Origin of the sequence: Bacteroides sp. AM16-24 (assembly GCF_003471885.1) — a bacterium.
GTDB lineage: Bacteria > Bacteroidota > Bacteroidia > Bacteroidales > Bacteroidaceae > Bacteroides.
In genome coordinates, this window is record NZ_QRKI01000021.1 from 46,321 (window position 1) to 65,410 (window position 19,090).

Here is a 19,090-nt window from a genome sequence, read left to right on the forward strand (position 1 = left end):
ATTCTAAAAACACCTCATATAATTCAAAGCTTACACAAAACAGAAATATATCAACATTAACTATCTATTACTTTTATGATAAATAAAGCAAAACCACCCACTACTTTTAGCAAGTACTTGCTATTTTCAATAAAATTCCCCTAAATTTGCATACGATATAAATACCAACTAAATATGAAAACATTGAGAGTCCAAAACATCATAAGCCTGACAACTTGCTTTTTCCTGATTCTGGCAGTAACTATTTGTAAGGGAAACAAGTTCGGAAGCATTCTCTCCGATAAGGAAAATGCAACAGAAAACCCTATAGGAACTTCCGATATATTACGGCATACGGATGAAGGAGTACAGATAATATCAACCCGGCAAATAACGAAAGATATCAACGGATATGGAGGAAATGTCCCTCTTGAAATCTATATGCAGGATAACCGCATTACAAAAGTAGTGGCATTGGAAAACTCTGAAACACCCAGCTACTTTGCCAAGGTACGAAGCAGTGACCTGCTGCAACAATGGAATAATCTATCACCGGAAGAAGCAATCAATAAAGAAGTAGACGGAATATCCGGAGCTACAGAGTCTTCGGTAGCTATTATCCAGTCCATCCACAGGGCAATGGAATATGCAAAGAAACATCCGGCCGACAAGCCTGCAACTGCTTTCAGTTTTGACTGGATACTTTTCCTGGGTTTACTGGCAGGCATTGCACTGTGCACCTTGATTATTGTATATTTCTCCAGAAAACCTAAAGGGCAAATGACACAATATGTACTGAACACTTTCAGTCTTGCCTTGGTTATAGTAGTAACTGCATTATCTATTCAACCGAGACCAAATCAACCTAATAAGATGGAGGAACCTATTATGAAACAAGATGATAAACTTTCCGTTCTTGAAGCCATACATGCAAGAACCAGTATCCGCTCTTATCAGCCACAAGAAGTAGAGGATGAAAAAATAGAGCAGCTGTTAAGAGCTGCTATGGCTGCTCCCACAGCAACCAATAAACAACCTTGGGCTTTCATTGTCATTAGGGATAAAGAGATTCTAAACGAATTGAGTTCTACCCTTCCTTATACCAAAATGGCAAAGGATGCTCCACTGGCCATCGTAGTATGTGGAGATTTAAATAAAGCTATCAGTGGTGCAGGTATGGAGTACTGGGTACAAGATGCTTCGGCTGCAACAGAAAACCTACTGCTGGCTGCACAAGGTTTAGGATTAGGGGCCGTATGGTCAGGAGTTTATCCTATGGAAGAACGGATAAAAGAAGTACAGAAAATACTCCAACTGCCCAAAGACATTATTCCCCTGAACGTAATTCCAATCGGTTATCCGGCTGAGAATCCACTTCCGAAAGATAAATGGAAACCGGAAAATATTCATTTTAACCGCTGGACAAAGGACAAATAAGAAGTGGCTTTCCTATTCATCCATATCATCCAGATGTATTTCCAATGCCTTCACCGAAATATAAATCTCGTATACAGAAATAGCCAGAGAAATAATCAATAACACCATTGCCAATCCAAAAATATAGATGGATACAAGATAGAGCTGTATATAAATAAAGAACATACTTACAACACACAGCAACAGACTGCCTGTTCCTGTCACCTGCATGGCACGCGTCAGATACAAGCGTTTTCGAAGATTGGCAATCTGCGCTGCAGTCACTGATGAATGGTTCGCACGATACTGTTCCTTCAATGCACGTACCAATTGGGCATACGACATGAACCGATTGGTATATGCCAGCATAATCAATGAAATCGCTGAAAACAGTAGAGCCGGAGTAGTTAGATCTATTTCCATATATCTTATGCATTAGAAAGTTATCACATTATTTCAAAGGATTACTTTTCACCCCTTCAAAAGTTATCTTAACCGGATTGATATATCCATGCTTATCAAAAGTCATTTCATCGATGCAGGTTGCACGATGGTTCCCGTCTGTCTCAGTTAACGGACGACGATGATAAATGATATAATACTTATCAGATTTTGGTTCATGAATCACAGAGTGATGTCCAGCTCCGGTAGCAATCTCCGGATCTTGCTGTAGTATTTTGCCAATACGCTTAAACGGACCAAAGGGATTATCTGCAATGGCATAAGCCACTGAGTAGTCAGGACCACCCCAACCTCCTTCCGACCACATAAAATAGTATTTCCCATCGCGAATGAACATGAAAGGACCTTCCGTATAATTTTCCGGTGTAACCTCCCTGTAGTAAGTTCCGTCTTCAAAAGGTAAAAGTCCCGTAAAGTCATCGTTCAGCTTAACAACGTTACATCTTCCCCAACCTCCATAATACATATAATATGAACCATCTTTATCCTGAAATACAAACTGGTCAATCGGTTGAGCACGATTATATATCTTATCTATGAGTGGCCGACCTAAATAATCCTGATATGGTCCCTCCGGTCTGTCTGCCACACCGACACCGATACCACCGTACTCATTATCATTCTGAATATCATTACCTCCAAAGAACAGGAAATACTTATTATCCTTCTTAACAATAGCGGGAGCCCACATAGCACGCCATACCCATTTCACAGCCTTATTGTCAATGATACGTTCATGCTTAGTCCAATTTACCAAGTCTGTTGAAGAAAAAGCATCCATGAATATTTGTTTCTCATATTTATCAGAATAAGTGGGAAATATCCAATATTCATCGTTCAGGATAATACCTTCGGGATCGGCATACCATCCTTCAAAAAGAGGATTACCTGACATTTGGACTGGTTGCTTTACACCACAGGACTGAAGTGTTAACATCACAAAAATGAGTAATAAATAATAAGTCTTCATATATCTGATGTTTTAAAAGGATAAAATATACATTCTATTGTCTCACATATTTTCCACAAAATAAAAGAAAAAAAACGGAAGAATATAATTTCCCTTTATAAAAAGCACAATGCCTAAAGCTGAACTTCACTTGTAACCACAAATTGAAGTTTTACTTTAGGCATAAAAGGACTCTCCAAAATGAGAAATCAGGAATTACGTCCTAATCTACTTCTTATCATAAATTCCATTAGAGAATTTTCCATAAGCCATCACCTGGTTCGTATCAGGAAAGTGTACAATCTCCGGGAGATTATTCGTGTCGAAATCAATATAAACCAGCTTTTCCGTATCCGATCCGTTGCGAATAACATGCGCACCTTCCGGCCCCGCAGGAAAAGTAATTGCATCACCGGCTTTCACTGTAACATCCCCATTGATGGTACGAACGATACCTGTACCGCTGATAATATAGAATACCTCTTCATCCGTTTCATGATAATGGTATCCATAGGCAAAACTACCCGGTTCCACTTCTACAAAGTTCACACGGCACTGGTTCACATCCGCCTGCGCAACAATCGGTTTCACTGTAAATTCATTACCATCCTGGCTAATTTTCTGACCTTCTGCGGTCCTGTAATTCTTTACTGCAAGTTCTTTCATTGTCTTTTTGTTTTTAAATTGTTTATAAGATAGTTGCATTCATCAGTTTTTTCACTAACTTCGCAAATGTAGTCAGTGACTTTCCGACAGTGCAAAGCTATTCACTATTTTACTTATAAACAAGAAGTTACAAATAAGTAAGATAGTTACCTAAAGGTTACTTTTGCTGAAAAGCAAGAGTTTAAAAATGAAGAAAAAGAGAAAATAATTAATTATAACCTAATCACATGAGTATGAAAACAAGAATTACCTCTAATCGTATCACAGAACTACGCCCGGACGAGATATTTGTTTTCGGTAGTAACCTGGAAGGCGCACATGGTGGCGGAGCCGCTTATCTGGCATGGAAAAAATGGGGAGCCATCTGGGGACAAGGAACCGGATTGCAAGGACAAACCTATGGTATTCCGACTATGCACGGAGGGCCGGGAGCCATCAAACCTTATGTAGATGAATTTATCCGCTTTGCTAAAGAACACTCACAATACACTTTCCTTGTTACAGAAATAGGATGCGGCATTGCCGGTTTTGCCCCGAAAGAAATTGCTCCTCTATTTAAAGAAGCTGCAAACGTGCCCAATATCCACCTGCCTCAGCGTTTCTGGGATGTACTGAATGCAAAATAAAGTCTTGCCCGCCTTCTGCCCAAAGCCAGTAAAATACTGGAAAGGGAACAAAGAGAGCAGATGACAAATATTACCCCCTTGGAAACCAGAATGTTTCCAATACCTACTAAAGGAGAGACAATGCCACCAAACGAAAAGCAGACAGCCCCAAACAATGCCGAGGCTGTCCCGGCATTGTCGCGCTCACACTCCATAGCCAACGCAGTAGATGTAGTGAACGTCATTCCCATCATAAAGAGAACTGTCAGCAACAGGAGTTCATAAATCCAGAAACTGTAACCTAAAGCCAATGCGGCACATTTGAGCAAAGAGACCTACCTATTTTATTCAAAGCTATCCAATATAAGAACAAAAAAATCTCAACTTAGCCTGTGGCTTCCAATTTCTTGTCCATACGCAACTCATGCTTCACAAAACGGCGAATAGAGCGATAAGTAGGATGCAGTACTTTATACGGCCGAATGTCACTCTCGTAAACCAAGAACACCAACAGACAAAACAAAGCTAACAGAATAAGCCAGCCGTACAGCTCTTTCATTGAAACCATCAGGGCCTGTTGTTGTACAACACCATATAGTTCTCCTGCAGATATCCGGCTGACAAAAGGGTTCACATGATCTAACCCAGCACCCAGCAGCATTGCATTCTTCTTCATAGCCCCATTCAGAGCATGTCCTAAAATGGCCGTGCCCAGAGCTCCACCAAATCCGGCACTGACAAACGACTGCACAGACACCGCCTGGAAGAAATGCTGGAAGGGAACACGAGACAGCACTGTAAGGAAGCAAATAGCTATCATCACATACCCGAAGCTACGTAGAAACAGCGGTATAAACAATGTTTCCTTCGGCAAAGCATACTCAATGCCGAAATAGAAATACATCAGATATCCGGTAATGGAAGAAAATGCAATCACCGTCATTGTCTTATAACGCCATTTGCGACGGGAGAAAGTGAAGAAGGTAAAGCCTGCTCCCACAACAATCCCCAGCAGTACCACCCAGTTGAGTGAAATTACATTCAAGGCATCATACCCCAATATCCCTTCCATATAAACATGTTCAAACGGATGTGATGGTGCCAGCAGAATATCTATTACTATATATAGTATAAAGGGAAGCCAAACAGAGCGATACGTCCACGTCTTCAAAGCAATAAACGGATGGCGGATGAAAGATGCACGCCACAGGTTCAATACAAGAATCAGCGTACCGATGATAGTTGCCACCCGTATCTGGAAAGATTGATACCAGTCATAATGTTCCCCATACACACAGACAAAAAGGATACACAACAGCACAAGCCCCCACATCAAAGCCCCCAACCAATCGATACCGAACAACGGTAATTTCGGCAAGGAGCGATAACTACGGAATAACCACAATGTAACCAGCATCACCAATAGCAATAAACCAATAATCAACCAGTGCATATACTCCCACTTCGCCCAGAAGGCCGTATAGATTGTTACCAATCCCGATAGCTGAATACAACTCTGCACCAGCAAGTAGATAAAACAGAAGAATACCGATAAATCCCGTTTGGGAGTAAGCCATAATTGAATGGTAGAATTACATTCGAACGTGGCCCACATGCGGAAGATACCTGCAAAGAAACAGGTGATTACCAGCACGGGAATACTATGTGTATGCATATATATCAGATTAGAAATAATCAGGGCAATGCTGCACGTCATCAACGAAGCCTTCGAAGTAAAACGGAACTTCAGGCGGAACATGATGGCAAATGTCAACCCCATGCCCACCATAGAAGCATAACCTGCCATCATAATGTCCTCCTGCATTAATGCCGTAGAGCCAACCATCTCATTGACTGCCGCCAAATAGAGACCACCGGAGAACTGGAAGACTATGACAAAGGCAATGATAATCCAGGGGCGCAGTTTAGAAGGTACAAAATCACGGATAGCCGGAATGGAAAAAGGTCCTGTTTCGTGCATAATATCAATAGTTTACTACACACTCCACATTCATACCGGCACGCAGGCGCTCCATATCTTCCGGACGGTTCCCGGTAGAGAACTCAATGCGGATAGGAACACGTTGTTCCACCTTTACGAAGTTCCCTGCGGAATTGTCCTGCGGTAGAAGAGAAAAACTGGCACCCGTAGCACGGGAAATAGATTTCACAATACCCTTAAAAATAATTCCGGGCACGGCATCCACTTCTATTTCTACCGGCTGACCTTCCCGGATATAGGTAGTCTGAGTTTCTTTGTAATTGGCTACTACCCATCTTTCATTTTCGTCAACAATGTCAACTAAAGTCTGCCCGGGTTGTATCAACTGCCCTTCCTGAATATCTTTCCGTCCGGTAGTTCCGTCGCAGGGAGCAAGGATAACGGTATAAGAAAGATTCAGACGCGCCAATTCCAAAGCAGCCTGTGCCAGTTTGATACCTGCATCTGTTTGTTCCAGACGATGGGTCTGTTCCTGCTTTACTAAAGTTGTAGATTGGCGCTGACGAAGCAGAAGTTCATAACGTGCCTTGGATGCTTCGTAATCTGTCTGCACAGCATCGTACTGTTGTTTGGTGACAGCATCCTGTGCCAGAAGGTTTTTATATCGGTGGTATTCACGCTCGGCATTGTCCAGGCGAACTTTAGCTTCCTGTAAACCTGCATCGGATACGGCAATATTATTCTGAGTGGTATGTACCGTGGTGGCCACTGCATTCTTTCCCGAAATAGCATTCTGAAAATCAGCCTCAGCCTGTGCCAGACGGAAACGGAACTCGGAATCTTCAATCAATGCTAAGGTGTCACCTTTACGCACTTCCTGGTATTCATCGAAATAGATCTTCTTGATAAAGCCTTGCACGCGGCTGTTGACGGGGACAATCAGCTGTTTTACCTGTGCATTGTCAGTATAAGCTACACTGCCGAGGTGGACGAAATGAGAGCATACCCACACCAGCCCGGCAATAAGTAAGAGACTAACCACTACGTTATAAATCAGTTTTTTCTTTTTGCGTTCCATATCTTATTTAATTCATTAGTTTTCATTCATATATAATTGCCGACAATTTACAGACATCCCGCTGTCTTCTTCAGCTTATAGAGGTTGAAAAGTATATTAATCTGTGCATTCACCAATTGCAACTCCGCATTCAACTTAGAATTACTGGCATCCAGCATATCAGTAATCAATGCCAGATCATTCAAGTAGCGGTTATTCACCACACTGTAATTTTGTGCCGCCAGTTCCAGACTCTTCTTTTGCGTATCACAAATGGTAAAAGCCTCATAAAAACGGATGTATGCCGCCTTCACTTCTGTCCGTACATTCTCCTGTAACAACAAATCATTCTCCTGTGCACGCCGGGTGGACAGGCGTGCCAGACGGATTTTCTTCCCGGACTTAAAGGTGGAAGCTATATCGAACTTCAACCCTATGCCGACATACCAGTAATTCAGATTCTTGTTAATAGGCGGTACTTCAATCGTAATAGGCCCGTCCAGTTTATCACCGGCAAAGAGAGCTACGGATGGTAAGCGTTCCGCCTTCGCAATCCGTTCATTATATTCTGACTGCTTGATATTCAGTTTCATCTGTTGCAGCACAGGAGAGCTCAATACTGCCGTCTCCTGCCAATGTGCCTCTTCCGAAGGTTTGGGAAGTCTCCCCAGCAAAGTAGTATCCACACCAATCACCGTTTCTTCGGGTAAGCCGAGTACGGTGGTCAACTGATTATTTAAAATGAGGATACTATTCTCAATCTGCGTCAATGCCAGTTCCAGGGATTTCAATTGTAATTCATAACGAGTGATATCATTTTTCAAAGCCAATCCCTGCGACTGCTTGGCATTGATATCTTCCACCAGTTTCCGGGTTTGCTCTATATTCTTCCGATATACTTCTGCCTGGTTCTGTAGTTTGTACATCTCCAGATAATTTCCTACCAGTAGGAAGCGGATATCCTGCCTGTTCTTCTCTTTATCCAATTCTGCCAGTTGCTGCTGCAATTTAGCAATGGCAATCCGGCTTGTGATGGCTCCACCTGCATAGATGACCTGCGAAGCCTCTATTGCAAAGTTATTGCCGAAGTGCGGCATAGCAGCATTCTCACCGTTTGTAAAATCACGGTCTGCCAACCAGACATCGCCCAGATAGCTTGCCGAAACGGATATATCAATCGAAGGAAGTTGCGCATTTTTAGCCACCTTCACCGCCTGCCCGGCTTCCTCTTCTGCTAAACGGAATGTACGGATACTGCGGCTATTGGCATCCGCCATCTCAAACATCTCTTCAATTGTCATCTTCTGAAAGGTTTGTGCAGATACAACAGAGATGTTCAGCGCCCAAACAAAGACAAATAATTCTTTTAATCTTTTCATAATGCCTATTAAATTGTTACCTCAAAAACGGCTGCAAAGGTCGGATTAATTCTTTGCTAAGAGAAATCCGAAATTTGGCAAAGTTGGTTTAATTTGGAGATTTCAAAGGTTTCCGCTACCTTTGTGCTGCAATAAAATCACCTCCAATGACCTCTTCCATACGTATAAAAAACATCTGTGAACTCCCTATCATCAGTGGTAGCAGGAATGATACACGAAAGAAAATCAGTTGTATCACCATTGACCAACGGGAAGCAGAAGAACAATTTTCATCAGACATTCACTTGGATGCCTTTATTATCTTATTGGTTTTATCCGGAAAAGGACGTACGGTAATCAACTACAAGACGTATGATATTCAAGCGGATACCCTCCTACTGCTGTCTTCTGCCCATTTGTTCCATTTTGGAGAATGCAGTGATGATTTCCAGTGCCAGTGCCTCTTTATCAGCAAAGCTTTTACAGATGAGATGGATTCCACCGATATGATTTACCGACGGACTAAATATGGCGTACGATTATACAACGAACCGGTAGTTCCTCTGGAGCACTCACATGCCGGCTTATTAGCCGAAAGGCTGATCAGCATCAATAAAAACATAGACCGGACAGAGCATTTCTATCACAAAGAAGTTATCCTGAACCGCCTGTTCGCCTTTTATCTCGATTTAAGCGATATCCTTGAACGAACTAATCTGCCACATACGGATGGTTGCTTGACCCGTTATGAAAGTATCATCAAATCATTCATCGAGTTACTGGCAACTCATTATCGCAAAGAACATAAAGTGAATTTTTACGCCGCCCAACTGAACTTATCCGCCCATCACCTGACACAGATTGTGAAACTCGTAACAGGGCAAAGTGTAAGTGACTTTATTTTTGAAATGTTATTCAGCGAAGCCCGTAACTTGTTGACTCACTCCAAACTTTCCGTACAGGAAATCGCTACCACCCTCAACTTCTCCGACCAGTCTTCTTTTGGGAAGTTCTTTAAACGGAAAGCAGGTATATCGCCAGTTGATTTCAGGAAAGATGTACTGTCTGTTGAAGAGGGATGAATTGGCAAAGCGAGAAGAAAGGAATGAAGTTACGAGCTACAAGTAGCTGCACTATATATCACAGGTTGTTATCCTGCTATCACTTGATCACTCTACCACCTTATCACATTTTGTTCATAACCGTTCAGAAAGAAGAGAATTTCAGTGCAGTTATCCTGAAAATTTAGTGCGGTTACCCTGAAGTCATATTCTTTATTCAGATATTTATCGTACTTTTGTAACCTGTAAACCAGCTATTACGTTTAAGAAGGAATACAACTATGCGCTATAAACTTTCGGCACCTGCCACCTTGCATACCACTGTCCAGCTCCCAGCTTCCAAAAGTATCAGCAACCGGGCTTTGATATTACACGCTTTAGCACAAGGGCATATCACGCCTACCAATCTGAGTGATTGCGACGATACCTGCGTCATGATAAAAGCCTTGGACGGAAATCCCGAACATATCGATATACTTGCTGCCGGAACCGCCATGCGTTTTCTCACGGCTTATCTGAGTGTAACACCCGGCACACGCATCATCACAGGTACCGAACGGATGCAACAACGCCCCATACGTATCCTGGTGGACGCCTTGCGCGAGTTGGGAGCACAAATAGAATATGCCGGAAACGAAGGTTTCCCTCCCTTACGTATCACAGGTACAATATTGACAGGCGAAGAAATCAGCCTTGCCGGAAATGTAAGTTCACAATACATATCCGCTTTACTGATGATCGGCCCTATCCTGAAAAACGGATTAAGGCTGAACCTGACAGGAGAAATCATTTCACGTCCTTATATCAATCTGACTCTGCAATTGATGAAAGAATTCGGTGCAGACGCTGCATGGAGTTCCGAAAGCAGCATTAGCGTCCATCCGGGCCAGTACGAAGACATACCTTTCACGGTAGAAAGTGACTGGAGCGGTGCTTCCTACTGGTATCAAATGGTTGCCTTGAGCCAGGACAGCAAAGAAGAACCTGCAAAAACAGAAGTAGAACTGCTGGGACTTTTCCCACGCAGTTATCAGGGTGACAGCCGGGGAACAGAGATATTCGCCAAACTTGGCGTACGGACTACATATACTGACCGGGGAGTGGTATTAACCAAGACAGGAACTCCCGTTGCCTGTTTAGAGGAAGATTTAGTGGACATACCCGATCTGGCACAAACTTTCGTTGTGACTTGTTGTTTAATGAACATACCTTTCCGCTTCAGCGGATTACAAAGTTTGAAGATAAAGGAGACTGACCGTATCCAGGCACTTATCACAGAATTACATAAGTTGGGATATGTGGTGAAGTCGGAACAGGACAGTATATTAATATGGAACGGCGAGCGTTGCGAACCGGAAGCCAGTCCCGTGATTGCAACTTACGAAGACCACCGGATGGCGATGGCTTTTGCCCCTGCCGCCCTATTGGTACCATCGGTACAGATTGCTGAGCCACAAGTGGTTTCCAAGTCTTATCCGGGATATTGGAAAGATTTGAAACAAGCAGGGTTCGGAATTGAGATAATTAAATGAAGAACAATTTAAATGAGGAATGAAGAATTTGGCTGCGCTACGCAAGCATACCACTAAGTAATTCTTCATTCTTAATTAAAAAACTATGTTAATACTAATTATAAGCCTTATTGTACTGGTCTGTATCGCCCTTATGGCAGGATACATCCGTAACCAGCGTCTGCAAAAAAAGATAGAACGCGGAGAACTGGATGCCATGCCCGAAGTGAAAGAGGTTGATGCGGAATGTTGTGGACAGCATGAAGTATGCGAACGGGACAGTCTGTTGGCTGCCGTCAGCAAAAAGATAGAGTACTATGATGATGAAGAATTAGACAAGTACATTGGCATTGCTCCCGAAGACTACACTCTCGAACAGGAAGATGAGTTCAGGGACGTATTCTATACAATGCAGGATACCGACGTTGCCGGGTGGGTGCGCAGCCTGCAATTACGGGGAATAGCACTGCCGGACAATATCAAGGATGAAATATTTCTGATTATAGGAGAAAGGAGATCTTAAAGTGGAGCTACTGCAATACACCTTCTTTCAACATGCCCTCATTGGCAGTCTGCTGGCAAGCATCGTCTGCGGGCTTATCGGTACGTATATCGTGACGAGACGGCTGGTATTCATCAGTGGCGGACTGACGCATGCTTCTTTCGGAGGCATCGGTCTGGGATTATATACAGGCGTCTCTCCCATACTGGCTGCCGGTGTGTTTGCTGTGCTGTCGGCTTTTGGAGTGGAATGGCTTAGCAAACGTAATGACATGCGCGAAGATTCGGCTATCGCTGTATTCTGGACGCTGGGTATGGCACTGGGTATCATGTTTACTTTCCTTTCACCCGGGTTTGCACCCGATCTTTCGGCTTATTTATTTGGCAATATACTGACGATTACATTAGGAGACATCGCCCTGCTGGCAGGACTTGCAGTAATATTAGCCATCTTCTTTGTCCTATATTTGCGCCCGATCATCTATGTTGCCTTCGACCGGGAGTTTGCCCGTTCACAAGGTATTCCCGTACAGATATTCGAATATGTACTGATGATGTTCATTGCATTGACCATTGTTGCATGCCTGCGCATGGTAGGCATCGTGCTGGTTATTTCCCTGCTCACCATCCCGCAAATGACGGCGAATCTGTTTACGCATCGTTTCCACCGTATTATCTGGTTGTCTATTGGCATCGGTTATCTCAGTTGCCTGGGCGGATTAATGATATCTTATTATCTGAACGTTCCTTCCGGGGCGGCTATCATCTTCTTTTCCATCATTATATATGTAGTATGTAAGCTGGGAAAGAGTTTTTATTTATCTTTACGGCAGAAAATGCAAAACCCGTAAAACCTACTGGTATAGTTGAAACACAAAGCAATCCTCCTCGTTGGCATCTTAGTTACTTTGATGCTTGTTACCGGATGTTCCACCCGAAAGAACACAGCCGGTACACGCTTCTACCATGCCCTGACCACCCGTTATAACGTATACTTCAACGGAAACGAAGCTTATAAAGCCGGATTGCAGGCACAGCAACAAGGGAACAAAGATAACTACATGGAGATGCTCCCCCTCTATCCCATAGGCAATAAAGAAACTACAGGCATCGGCACTTCTGACTATGAGCGTGCCATTGAAAAAGCACAAAAAGCCATTCGCCAGCATTCCATCAAACGGCGCCCTATCCGTAAACCGGGACGGGCTTATACGGATGAATACAAGAAGTGGCTGGCACGCCGGGAGTTCAATCCTTTCATTAATCGTGCCTGGATGCTATTGGGCAAAGCTCAATATCAGAAGGGAGACTTCCCGGAAGCGGCCGCAACCTTCTCTTATATTGCACGACTCTATGACGGACAGACGAATATCACTTCCGAAGCTTTAATCTGGTTGTCCCGTTGCTACTCTGCGCTGGGGTGGCAATATGATGCGGAAGATGCTTTAAGCAGGGTGAATAATGACAGTTTGCCACCGGCGCTGGCTGTTCCATATGCTTCGGCCACAGGCAATTTCCTATTAGGTAGCCAACGATACAGAGAAGCAATCCCCCATCTCGAAAAGACAGCCAGGAAAGAAAAGAACAAGCAACAGAAAGCACGATGTTACTATCTTCTGGGGCAGACTTATCAAACGCTGCAACAACCGGAACAGGCCTATCAGGCGTACAGCAAGGTAATCCGCCTCAATCCACCATACGAACTGGCGTTAAGTGCCCGCATCCGTCAGACGGAAGTGATGCCCACCGCCAATAGTCGTAAGATTACCGGAAAGTTATTACGCCTCAGCAAGGATGAGAAAAACAAAGAATACCTCGATCAGATTTATTATGCATTGGGCAATGTATACCTTGCCGAAAAAGATACGGTACAAGCTCTTGCCGCCTATCACAAAGGAATAGAGAAGAGTACTCGGAACGGTGTGGAGAAAGGAGTTCTTCAACTTACACTGGGCAATTTGTACTGGCAGCAAGCGCGTTATGCCGAAGTACAAAAAGCCTATGCCGAAGCGATAGGATTGATAGACAAAGCCCATCGGGAATATGCCACTATCACCAATCGTTCAGAGATTCTGGACGAACTGGTACCACATACCAATGCCATACAGCTACAGGATAGCTTGCAACATCTTGCCAGACTGCCGGAAGCAGAGCGAATGGCAGCCATAGAGAAAATCATAGCACAAGTGATAGCCCGGGAAGAAGCAGAACGCAAAGCTGCAGAAGAAGCAGAACGGGAAGCAAACCGACAGAAGATGAGGGAAGAAGCGGAAAGTCAATTACCCGCCACTTCAATTATCAGCAGACCGGGACAGGAAAATGCAGTCACTACCCCACAGACCCTCCAACCTACAATAGGAGGAAAGCAAGACTGGTATTTCTATAACCCTCAATTGGTAGAGCAAGGAAAAGCTGAATTCCAACGCTTGTGGGGACGCAGAAAGCTGGAAGATAACTGGCGAAGGAAAAATAAAACAGTAGTTGCACTGGATGATTTTGAAGCGATAGATTACAGTGAACCGGAGGAAGGTGTTGCTAAAGGAGACACAATCCATGGCAATCGGGAAAATGAAACTATGGATTCTTCCATTCCCCGGAAAGAAGAAAACGAAAAGAACACTGCCGACAGCATTGCCGGTGATACTCACCGCCCGGAATACTACCTGGCACAAATTCCGTTGACAGAAGAAGCTATGCAAGCCTCAAACACACTGTTATCAGAAGCCTTATATGGTGCCGGAATGATTTTCAAGGATCGTATGCAGGATTTCAAACGGGCAGAAGCTGCGTTTGAACGACTGGTACGCCAGTTCCCTGACTTTACACAAGCGGATGAAGCATATTATCAGTTATTCCTGACCGAACTGGCTCTAAATTATTATGGAGAACTTCCTGCCCTGCAACGTGCAGAGAAATATAAGGCCGAACTTATCGCCCGGTTCCCCAAAAGCCGCTATGCCAAGACACTGGCCGACCCGGATTTTGCAGAAAATGCCGTATATGGCAAACAACGTGAGGACTCTCTCTATGCCCGTGCTTACAAACATTTCCAACTAGGCGATACAACCACCGTTCGCGCAGCCGAACATCTTTCTGCCGAGATATACCCTCTGGGGCAGCATCGTCCCAAATTCATGTTCCTCAACGCCGTCACCCGACTACAGGGAGGGGAAACTGATCAATTCCTTGCTATCCTGAAGGAACTTGTACAGCAATATCCACAAAATGAAATCACTGATCTGGCTGCCCATATTCTGAAAGGGGTACAGGAAGGACGTCTGCTGGCTCGCGACAGTCATACATTTGGCTCCATCTGGCAACGGCGGAATGCTGAGCTTGCCGAGGCTGGCAAGTTAATAAGCGACAGTCTGAGTGGTAGCGCTATTCTTCCTCCGGACAGCGCATTCAGTACAGAGCGCAACACACCGTTCCTTTTTATTCTGGCTTACGAAGAAGGAAAGGTAAATGAGAACATGCTACTGTTTGAAGTGGCACGCTATAACTTCTCCACCTTCCTGGTAAAAAACTTCGACCTTGCGTTTGCTCACGAACGGGGCATCGGCATGCTGCAAATCCGACCATTCAGTAACTACGATGAGGCGCAGCAATACTTCCGCCGTCTTTATGCCAATCCCGAAATGGCTACACGACTCAGTGGTATGCGTGCCATACTCATATCGGAAGCCAACTACGAACAACTGATTAAACAGTATAGTTTCGACGATTACGATACCTTCTACCGTGCACACTTCTCTTCCATACCGGAACCTGAGTTAAAAGGTTACACGCTGGATGAGCCACTACTGAACCTGCCAACAGAGGAAGAAGAACGACAGAAAGAAGAAAATCTGCCTACGGAAGAGGATGACCCGGAAAATGGTGTTATCTTTGAGGACTGAAAAGTGAGTAGTGTTATGAAGAAAGATAAACTCCTTTGGGTAGACGATGAGATCAGCTTGCTGCGACCGCACATCCTGTTTCTGGAAGGCAAAGGTTACGAAGTAGACACCGTAACCAACGGACAGGATGCACTGGACCGTTGCCGTGCTACAACCTATGACCTGATCTTTCTGGATGAAAATATGCCTGGACTGAGCGGCCTGCAAACCCTGGCTTTGATAAAAGATATCTGCCCCACCGTCCCCGTGGTCATGATCACCAAGAGTGAAGAGGAAAATATCATGGACATGGCTATCGGCCAAAAAATTGCAGATTACCTGATCAAGCCCGTCAATCCCAATCAAATATTATTATCGCTAAAGAAGAACCTGCATCGCCGGGATATTGTCAGCGAAGCCGCACAAACCGGTTATCAGCAGAGCTTTGGTAAGATAGGCATGCAGATTAATGACTCACTAACGGCAACCGACTGGATGGAATTATATCGCCGCCTTGTTTATTGGGAACTGGAACTGGAAGCTACAGACAGCCCCATGAGCGAAATGCTTGCCATGCAGAAAACAGAGGCCAACAGTGCTTTTGCGAAATTCATTAAAAGGAACTATGCAGATTGGGTATCAGCTAAAGATGCACCTGCCGATCGTCCTCTGATGAGTCCAGATCTCTTCAAGCGTATTCTTTTCCCGGCATTGGACAAAGGCGAGAAGGTTTTCTTCATCGTGCTCGATAATTTCCGTTACGACCAGTGGCGCGTACTTGCCGACGAATTATCCGGTCTGTTCAATATAGACGAGCAACTCTATTTCAGCATTCTGCCCACTGCCACACAATATGCCCGTAACGCTATTTTTTCCGGTTTGATGCCTGACCAAATAGCTAAATTGTTTCCGGAACTGTGGGTAGATGAAGACGAAGAAGAAAACAAAAACCTGAACGAGGCTCCACTGATACGTACAATCATTGAGCGTTATCGCCGCAACGATACATTCTCTTATCATAAAATCAATGATGCAGCCGGTGCAGAACGCTTACTGGCACAACTCCCTGCCCTGGCACAGAATGACTTAAACGTTGCCGTATTCAATTTCATCGATATGTTGAGCCATAGTCGTACAGAGAGTAAAATGATACGTGAACTCGCTTCTACTGAAGCTGCCTATCGCAGCATTACCCTTTCATGGTTCCGCCATTCACCCTTGAGCGATCTGCTGAAAGCACTTGCATCCCGTCAATATCGTGTCATTATCACGACCGACCACGGCAGTATCCGCGTAGATAACCCTGTAAAAGTACAGAGCAACAGTAAGGAAATCAATGCCAACCTGCGCTATAAGCTATCACGCAATATGGCATACAACCCCAAACAGGTATTTGAAATCACCCGCCCGACCGAGATACACCTTCCCTCACCCAATGTGAGTACGCGCTATATCTTTGCCACAGGGCGCGATTTCTTTGCCTACCCCAATAATTACAACCATTATGTCAGTTACTACACCGATACCTTCCAGCACGGAGGTATTTCGATGGAGGAAATGATAATCCCGCTCATCACACTGAGCGGACGAAGCTGAAAGTAAATTGTAAATTCAATCTAATATGGAAATTAAAATTCAATCTCTGGACCATATCCATGAAGCCGCCCGCGAGTTTATCGCTGCTATGGGCGACAACACTGTTTTTGCTCTCTATGGAAAGATGGGAGCCGGTAAAACTACTTTTGTCAAAGCACTTTGTCAGGAACTGGGTGTTGAAGATGTCGTTACATCACCCACCTTTGCCGTTATCAACGAGTATCGTTCGGACATAGCGGGAGAACTCATTTACCATTTCGACTTCTATCGTATCAAGAAGCTGGAAGAAGTATATGATATGGGTTATGAGGATTATTTCTACAGTGGGGCACTCTGTTTCATTGAATGGCCGGAGTTGGTAGAAGAACTGTTGCCGGGCAATACAGTGAAAGTAACCATCGAAGAACTGGAAGATGGTTCACGCAAGTTGACAATGGAAAACTTAGGTTAATATCTTATGAGTCAATACATCGTACAAGGCATCTTTGCAGTAGCCGGCATTATTTCATTACTGGCAGCAATATTTGACTGGGAGTGGTTCTTCACTGCCCGAAATACACAATTCGCCGTAAAAAGTGTGGGAAGAAAACGTGCCCGGTTATTCTATGGTGTACTGGGAGTTATTCTTATCGGAATGTCGGTGTTCTTCTTTCTGAATACACCTACGGTATAATTTTTTAGACGCAGAAACTGCAACACCTGCATTATCTGCGTCTAAAAACTCAAGGATTCTATTGCCATCCTCCGCCAAGTGCTTTATACAACCGCACCAACGTTATCTGCTTATCCCGTATCGCATTGCTTAAACCTATCTGTGCATCGAAATATCCACGTTGTGCATCCAGCACGTCCAGATATCCGATTACGCCATTGATATACTGTAGCTGCGCCAACTCCACATTACTCCGTGCCGCTTGTTCCAGTTGTAGACGCGATTCATAAATCTCTTTGATTTTACTGAAATCCACAATGGCATTCCGCGCATCCTTAAATGCTGTCAATACTGATTTCTCATAAGAATACACCTCTTGTTCATAAGCCGCTTTCTTTGCTTTTAACATTGCGCGGTTCTTTCCCATAGCAAACAAGGGTGTCAGTAATGATCCGCTCAAAAAATGATATGGTGATTTCAGGAAATCCGAGAACTCAGCACTCTCCAAACCATAATGCGCTGTCAAAGCCAAACGAGGAAACATATTAGTATATGCAAGCCCCACTGATGCATTGGCTGCAATCAACTTCTGTTCCGCCTGACGTACGTCCGGACGACGCTCCAATAATGTGGAAGGAAGTCCAACAGGAAGGCTTTCCGGTAATTTCACTTCTTCCGGCAATACAGAACGTGCAATCTTCTGCGGATAATCACCAGCCAGAAACGCAATATCATTCTCTTTTATGGAAATCTTTCGCTCCAGATCCGGCACCAAGGTTGCAGTACGTGCCAATTCCACCTGTGCCTGTTGATAAGAAGTCTCCGAAGTCAGTCCGCCTTCAAAACGAAGCTTTGCCAAACGAACTCCCTCTTTACGGGCATTCAGTGTCTGCCGCACAATAGCCAATTCGTTATCCAAGGCTACCAATTCAAAATACGCCTGAGCCACTTCTGCCACCAGACTCATTTTCAGTGCCCGTTGTGCTTCTATCGAACCCAGGAAATCTGCCATACTCTTATCTTTTGCCCAACGCAGGTTTCCCCAAAGGTCCACTTCCCATGAGACTATTGCTTTGGCTTCATAACTCCGGTCCGAATCGTAATTATCTCCGCCATAGTTTTCCGCCTCCTTGTCTGCATACAGCTTTCCACTGACTTGTGGAAAAAGATTAGCAAAGTCAATGCGTTTCATTGCTGCCAACTCCTTTACCCGTGCAGCAGCAATTTTCATATCTTTATTATATTCAAGAGTACGCTCAATAAGTGCTTGCAGCGTGGTATCAGTATAGAGTTCCCACCATTGCCGGTCAGCAATAGAAAGTGTGTCCTGTTCTGTAGAGTCAAGTTGCTGCGGCAAATTCAACTCCGGACGTGCATAGTGTTTACCCAACTGGCAGGAACTGAACGCCAGTACCATCAGCACCATCATACCATATATTGTATATTTTCTTTTCATA

18 protein-coding genes are annotated in these 19,090 nt (G+C 44.2%); 10 read left to right on the forward strand and 8 right to left on the reverse strand.

The features are described from left to right. Positions 1-174: 174 nt before the first annotated feature. Positions 175-1,416 (forward strand): nitroreductase family protein, encoded by a 1,242-nt coding sequence (locus DW182_RS19210; RefSeq protein ID WP_007667181.1) that lies wholly within the window; start codon positions 175-177, stop codon positions 1,414-1,416. A gap of 12 nt (positions 1,417-1,428) precedes the next feature. Here DW182_RS19210 and DW182_RS19215 read toward each other — a convergent pair whose 3' ends face one another. The 3 genes from DW182_RS19215 to DW182_RS19225 all read right to left on the reverse strand — a co-directional run bounded on the left by DW182_RS19215 (position 1,429) and on the right by DW182_RS19225 (position 3,472). After that, positions 1,429-1,818: a DUF2721 domain-containing protein gene (locus DW182_RS19215; RefSeq protein ID WP_007667184.1), complete on the reverse strand. Its 390-nt coding sequence runs from the start codon at positions 1,816-1,818 to the stop codon at positions 1,429-1,431. Positions 1,819-1,846: 28 nt separating this feature from the next. Then, complete coding sequence (locus tag DW182_RS19220) at positions 1,847-2,794, reverse strand: glycoside hydrolase family 43 protein (RefSeq protein WP_370449834.1); 948 nt, start codon at positions 2,792-2,794, stop codon at positions 1,847-1,849. 240 nt (positions 2,795-3,034) lie between these two features. Next, the gene (locus tag DW182_RS19225; protein ID WP_021967320.1) at positions 3,035-3,472 is read right to left on the reverse strand and encodes a cupin domain-containing protein; all 438 of its coding nucleotides are present in this window, start codon (positions 3,470-3,472) and stop codon (positions 3,035-3,037) included. Positions 3,473-3,705: 233 nt separating this feature from the next. Here DW182_RS19225 and DW182_RS19230 point away from each other — a divergent pair, with 233 nt between their 5' ends. Then, positions 3,706-4,098 carry a hypothetical protein gene (locus tag DW182_RS19230; protein ID WP_118216982.1) on the forward strand — a complete coding sequence of 131 codons (393 nt, stop codon included), beginning with the start codon at positions 3,706-3,708 and terminating at the stop codon, positions 4,096-4,098. On the opposite strand, the gene DW182_RS19235 is transcribed toward DW182_RS19230, so the two are convergent. From DW182_RS19235 to DW182_RS19250, 4 genes are read right to left on the reverse strand one after another with little or no spacing between them, the layout of a single operon-like run. Beyond that, positions 4,065-4,406 carry a hypothetical protein gene (locus tag DW182_RS19235; protein WP_370449833.1) on the reverse strand — a complete coding sequence of 114 codons (342 nt, stop codon included), beginning with the start codon at positions 4,404-4,406 and terminating at the stop codon, positions 4,065-4,067. The two genes, DW182_RS19230 and DW182_RS19235, sit on opposite strands and share 34 nt — an antisense overlap. A 56-nt stretch (positions 4,407-4,462) precedes the next feature. Next, complete coding sequence (locus DW182_RS19240) at positions 4,463-6,058, reverse strand: hypothetical protein (RefSeq protein WP_118296515.1); 1,596 nt, start codon at positions 6,056-6,058, stop codon at positions 4,463-4,465. A gap of 4 nt (positions 6,059-6,062) precedes the next feature. Beyond that, positions 6,063-7,097, reverse strand: a complete 1,035-nt coding sequence (locus tag DW182_RS19245) for an HlyD family secretion protein (protein WP_044533180.1) — start codon at positions 7,095-7,097, stop codon at positions 6,063-6,065. Positions 7,098-7,144: 47 nt separating this feature from the next. After that, positions 7,145-8,455, reverse strand: coding sequence for a TolC family protein (locus tag DW182_RS19250; RefSeq protein WP_117707505.1), 1,311 nt, complete (start codon positions 8,453-8,455; stop codon positions 7,145-7,147). A gap of 146 nt (positions 8,456-8,601) precedes the next feature. On the opposite strand from DW182_RS19250, the gene DW182_RS19255 reads away from it, so the two are divergent. The 8 genes from DW182_RS19255 to DW182_RS19290 all read left to right on the forward strand — a co-directional run bounded on the left by DW182_RS19255 (position 8,602) and on the right by DW182_RS19290 (position 17,654). Further along, a complete protein-coding gene (locus DW182_RS19255; RefSeq protein WP_117707506.1) occupies positions 8,602-9,516 on the forward strand; it encodes an AraC family transcriptional regulator in 915 nt (304 codons plus the stop codon). A 260-nt stretch (positions 9,517-9,776) separates the two neighbouring features. Continuing rightward, positions 9,777-11,027, forward strand: a complete 1,251-nt coding sequence (locus tag DW182_RS19260; RefSeq protein ID WP_118296516.1) for a 3-phosphoshikimate 1-carboxyvinyltransferase — start codon at positions 9,777-9,779, stop codon at positions 11,025-11,027. Between the two features lie 85 nt (positions 11,028-11,112). Then, complete coding sequence (locus tag DW182_RS19265; RefSeq protein ID WP_007667220.1) at positions 11,113-11,529, forward strand: hypothetical protein; 417 nt, start codon at positions 11,113-11,115, stop codon at positions 11,527-11,529. A 1-nt stretch (position 11,530) separates the two neighbouring features. Continuing rightward, positions 11,531-12,358: a metal ABC transporter permease gene (locus DW182_RS19270; RefSeq protein ID WP_044532898.1), complete on the forward strand. Its 828-nt coding sequence runs from the start codon at positions 11,531-11,533 to the stop codon at positions 12,356-12,358. A 60-nt stretch (positions 12,359-12,418) separates the two neighbouring features. Continuing rightward, a complete protein-coding gene (locus DW182_RS19275; RefSeq protein WP_118296524.1) occupies positions 12,419-15,406 on the forward strand; it encodes a tetratricopeptide repeat protein in 2,988 nt (995 codons plus the stop codon). Positions 15,407-15,421: 15 nt separating this feature from the next. Further along, on the forward strand, positions 15,422-16,981 hold the full coding sequence (locus DW182_RS19280) for a bifunctional response regulator/alkaline phosphatase family protein (protein WP_044532053.1): 1,560 nt from the start codon (positions 15,422-15,424) through the stop codon (positions 16,979-16,981). A 25-nt stretch (positions 16,982-17,006) separates the two neighbouring features. After that, a complete protein-coding gene (gene tsaE, locus DW182_RS19285; protein WP_021967083.1) occupies positions 17,007-17,432 on the forward strand; it encodes a tRNA (adenosine(37)-N6)-threonylcarbamoyltransferase complex ATPase subunit type 1 TsaE in 426 nt (141 codons plus the stop codon). Positions 17,433-17,438: 6 nt separating this feature from the next. Then, positions 17,439-17,654 (forward strand): immunity 17 family protein, encoded by a 216-nt coding sequence (locus DW182_RS19290; RefSeq protein ID WP_044532054.1) that lies wholly within the window; start codon positions 17,439-17,441, stop codon positions 17,652-17,654. Positions 17,655-17,712: 58 nt separating this feature from the next. On the opposite strand, the gene DW182_RS19295 is transcribed toward DW182_RS19290, so the two are convergent. After that, a complete protein-coding gene (locus DW182_RS19295) occupies positions 17,713-19,089 on the reverse strand; it encodes an efflux transporter outer membrane subunit (protein ID WP_044532055.1) in 1,377 nt (458 codons plus the stop codon). Between the last annotated feature and the right edge of the window lies 1 nt (position 19,090).

Excerpts from the sequence above, each read along its gene's own strand:
- DW182_RS19210 (WP_007667181.1), top strand. The coding sequence starts at position 175 with ATGAAAACATTGAGAGTCCAAAACATCATAAGCCTGACAACTTGCTTT.
- DW182_RS19215 (WP_007667184.1), bottom strand. The coding sequence starts at position 1,818 with ATGGAAATAGATCTAACTACTCCGGCTCTACTGTTTTCAGCGATTTCA.
- DW182_RS19220 (WP_370449834.1), bottom strand. The coding sequence starts at position 2,794 with ATGTTAACACTTCAGTCCTGTGGTGTAAAGCAACCAGTCCAAATGTCA.
- DW182_RS19225 (WP_021967320.1), bottom strand. The coding sequence starts at position 3,472 with ATGAAAGAACTTGCAGTAAAGAATTACAGGACCGCAGAAGGTCAGAAA.
- DW182_RS19230 (WP_118216982.1), top strand. The coding sequence starts at position 3,706 with ATGAAAACAAGAATTACCTCTAATCGTATCACAGAACTACGCCCGGAC.
- DW182_RS19240 (WP_118296515.1), bottom strand. The coding sequence starts at position 6,058 with ATGCACGAAACAGGACCTTTTTCCATTCCGGCTATCCGTGATTTTGTA.
- DW182_RS19245 (WP_044533180.1), bottom strand. The coding sequence starts at position 7,097 with ATGGAACGCAAAAAGAAAAAACTGATTTATAACGTAGTGGTTAGTCTC.
- DW182_RS19250 (WP_117707505.1), bottom strand. The coding sequence starts at position 8,455 with ATGAAAAGATTAAAAGAATTATTTGTCTTTGTTTGGGCGCTGAACATC.
- DW182_RS19255 (WP_117707506.1), top strand. The coding sequence starts at position 8,602 with ATGACCTCTTCCATACGTATAAAAAACATCTGTGAACTCCCTATCATC.
- DW182_RS19260 (WP_118296516.1), top strand. The coding sequence starts at position 9,777 with ATGCGCTATAAACTTTCGGCACCTGCCACCTTGCATACCACTGTCCAG.
- DW182_RS19265 (WP_007667220.1), top strand. The coding sequence starts at position 11,113 with ATGTTAATACTAATTATAAGCCTTATTGTACTGGTCTGTATCGCCCTT.
- DW182_RS19275 (WP_118296524.1), top strand. The coding sequence starts at position 12,419 with ATGCTTGTTACCGGATGTTCCACCCGAAAGAACACAGCCGGTACACGC.
- DW182_RS19280 (WP_044532053.1), top strand. The coding sequence starts at position 15,422 with ATGAAGAAAGATAAACTCCTTTGGGTAGACGATGAGATCAGCTTGCTG.
- tsaE (WP_021967083.1), top strand. The coding sequence starts at position 17,007 with ATGGAAATTAAAATTCAATCTCTGGACCATATCCATGAAGCCGCCCGC.
- DW182_RS19290 (WP_044532054.1), top strand. The coding sequence starts at position 17,439 with ATGAGTCAATACATCGTACAAGGCATCTTTGCAGTAGCCGGCATTATT.
- DW182_RS19295 (WP_044532055.1), bottom strand. The coding sequence starts at position 19,089 with ATGAAAAGAAAATATACAATATATGGTATGATGGTGCTGATGGTACTG.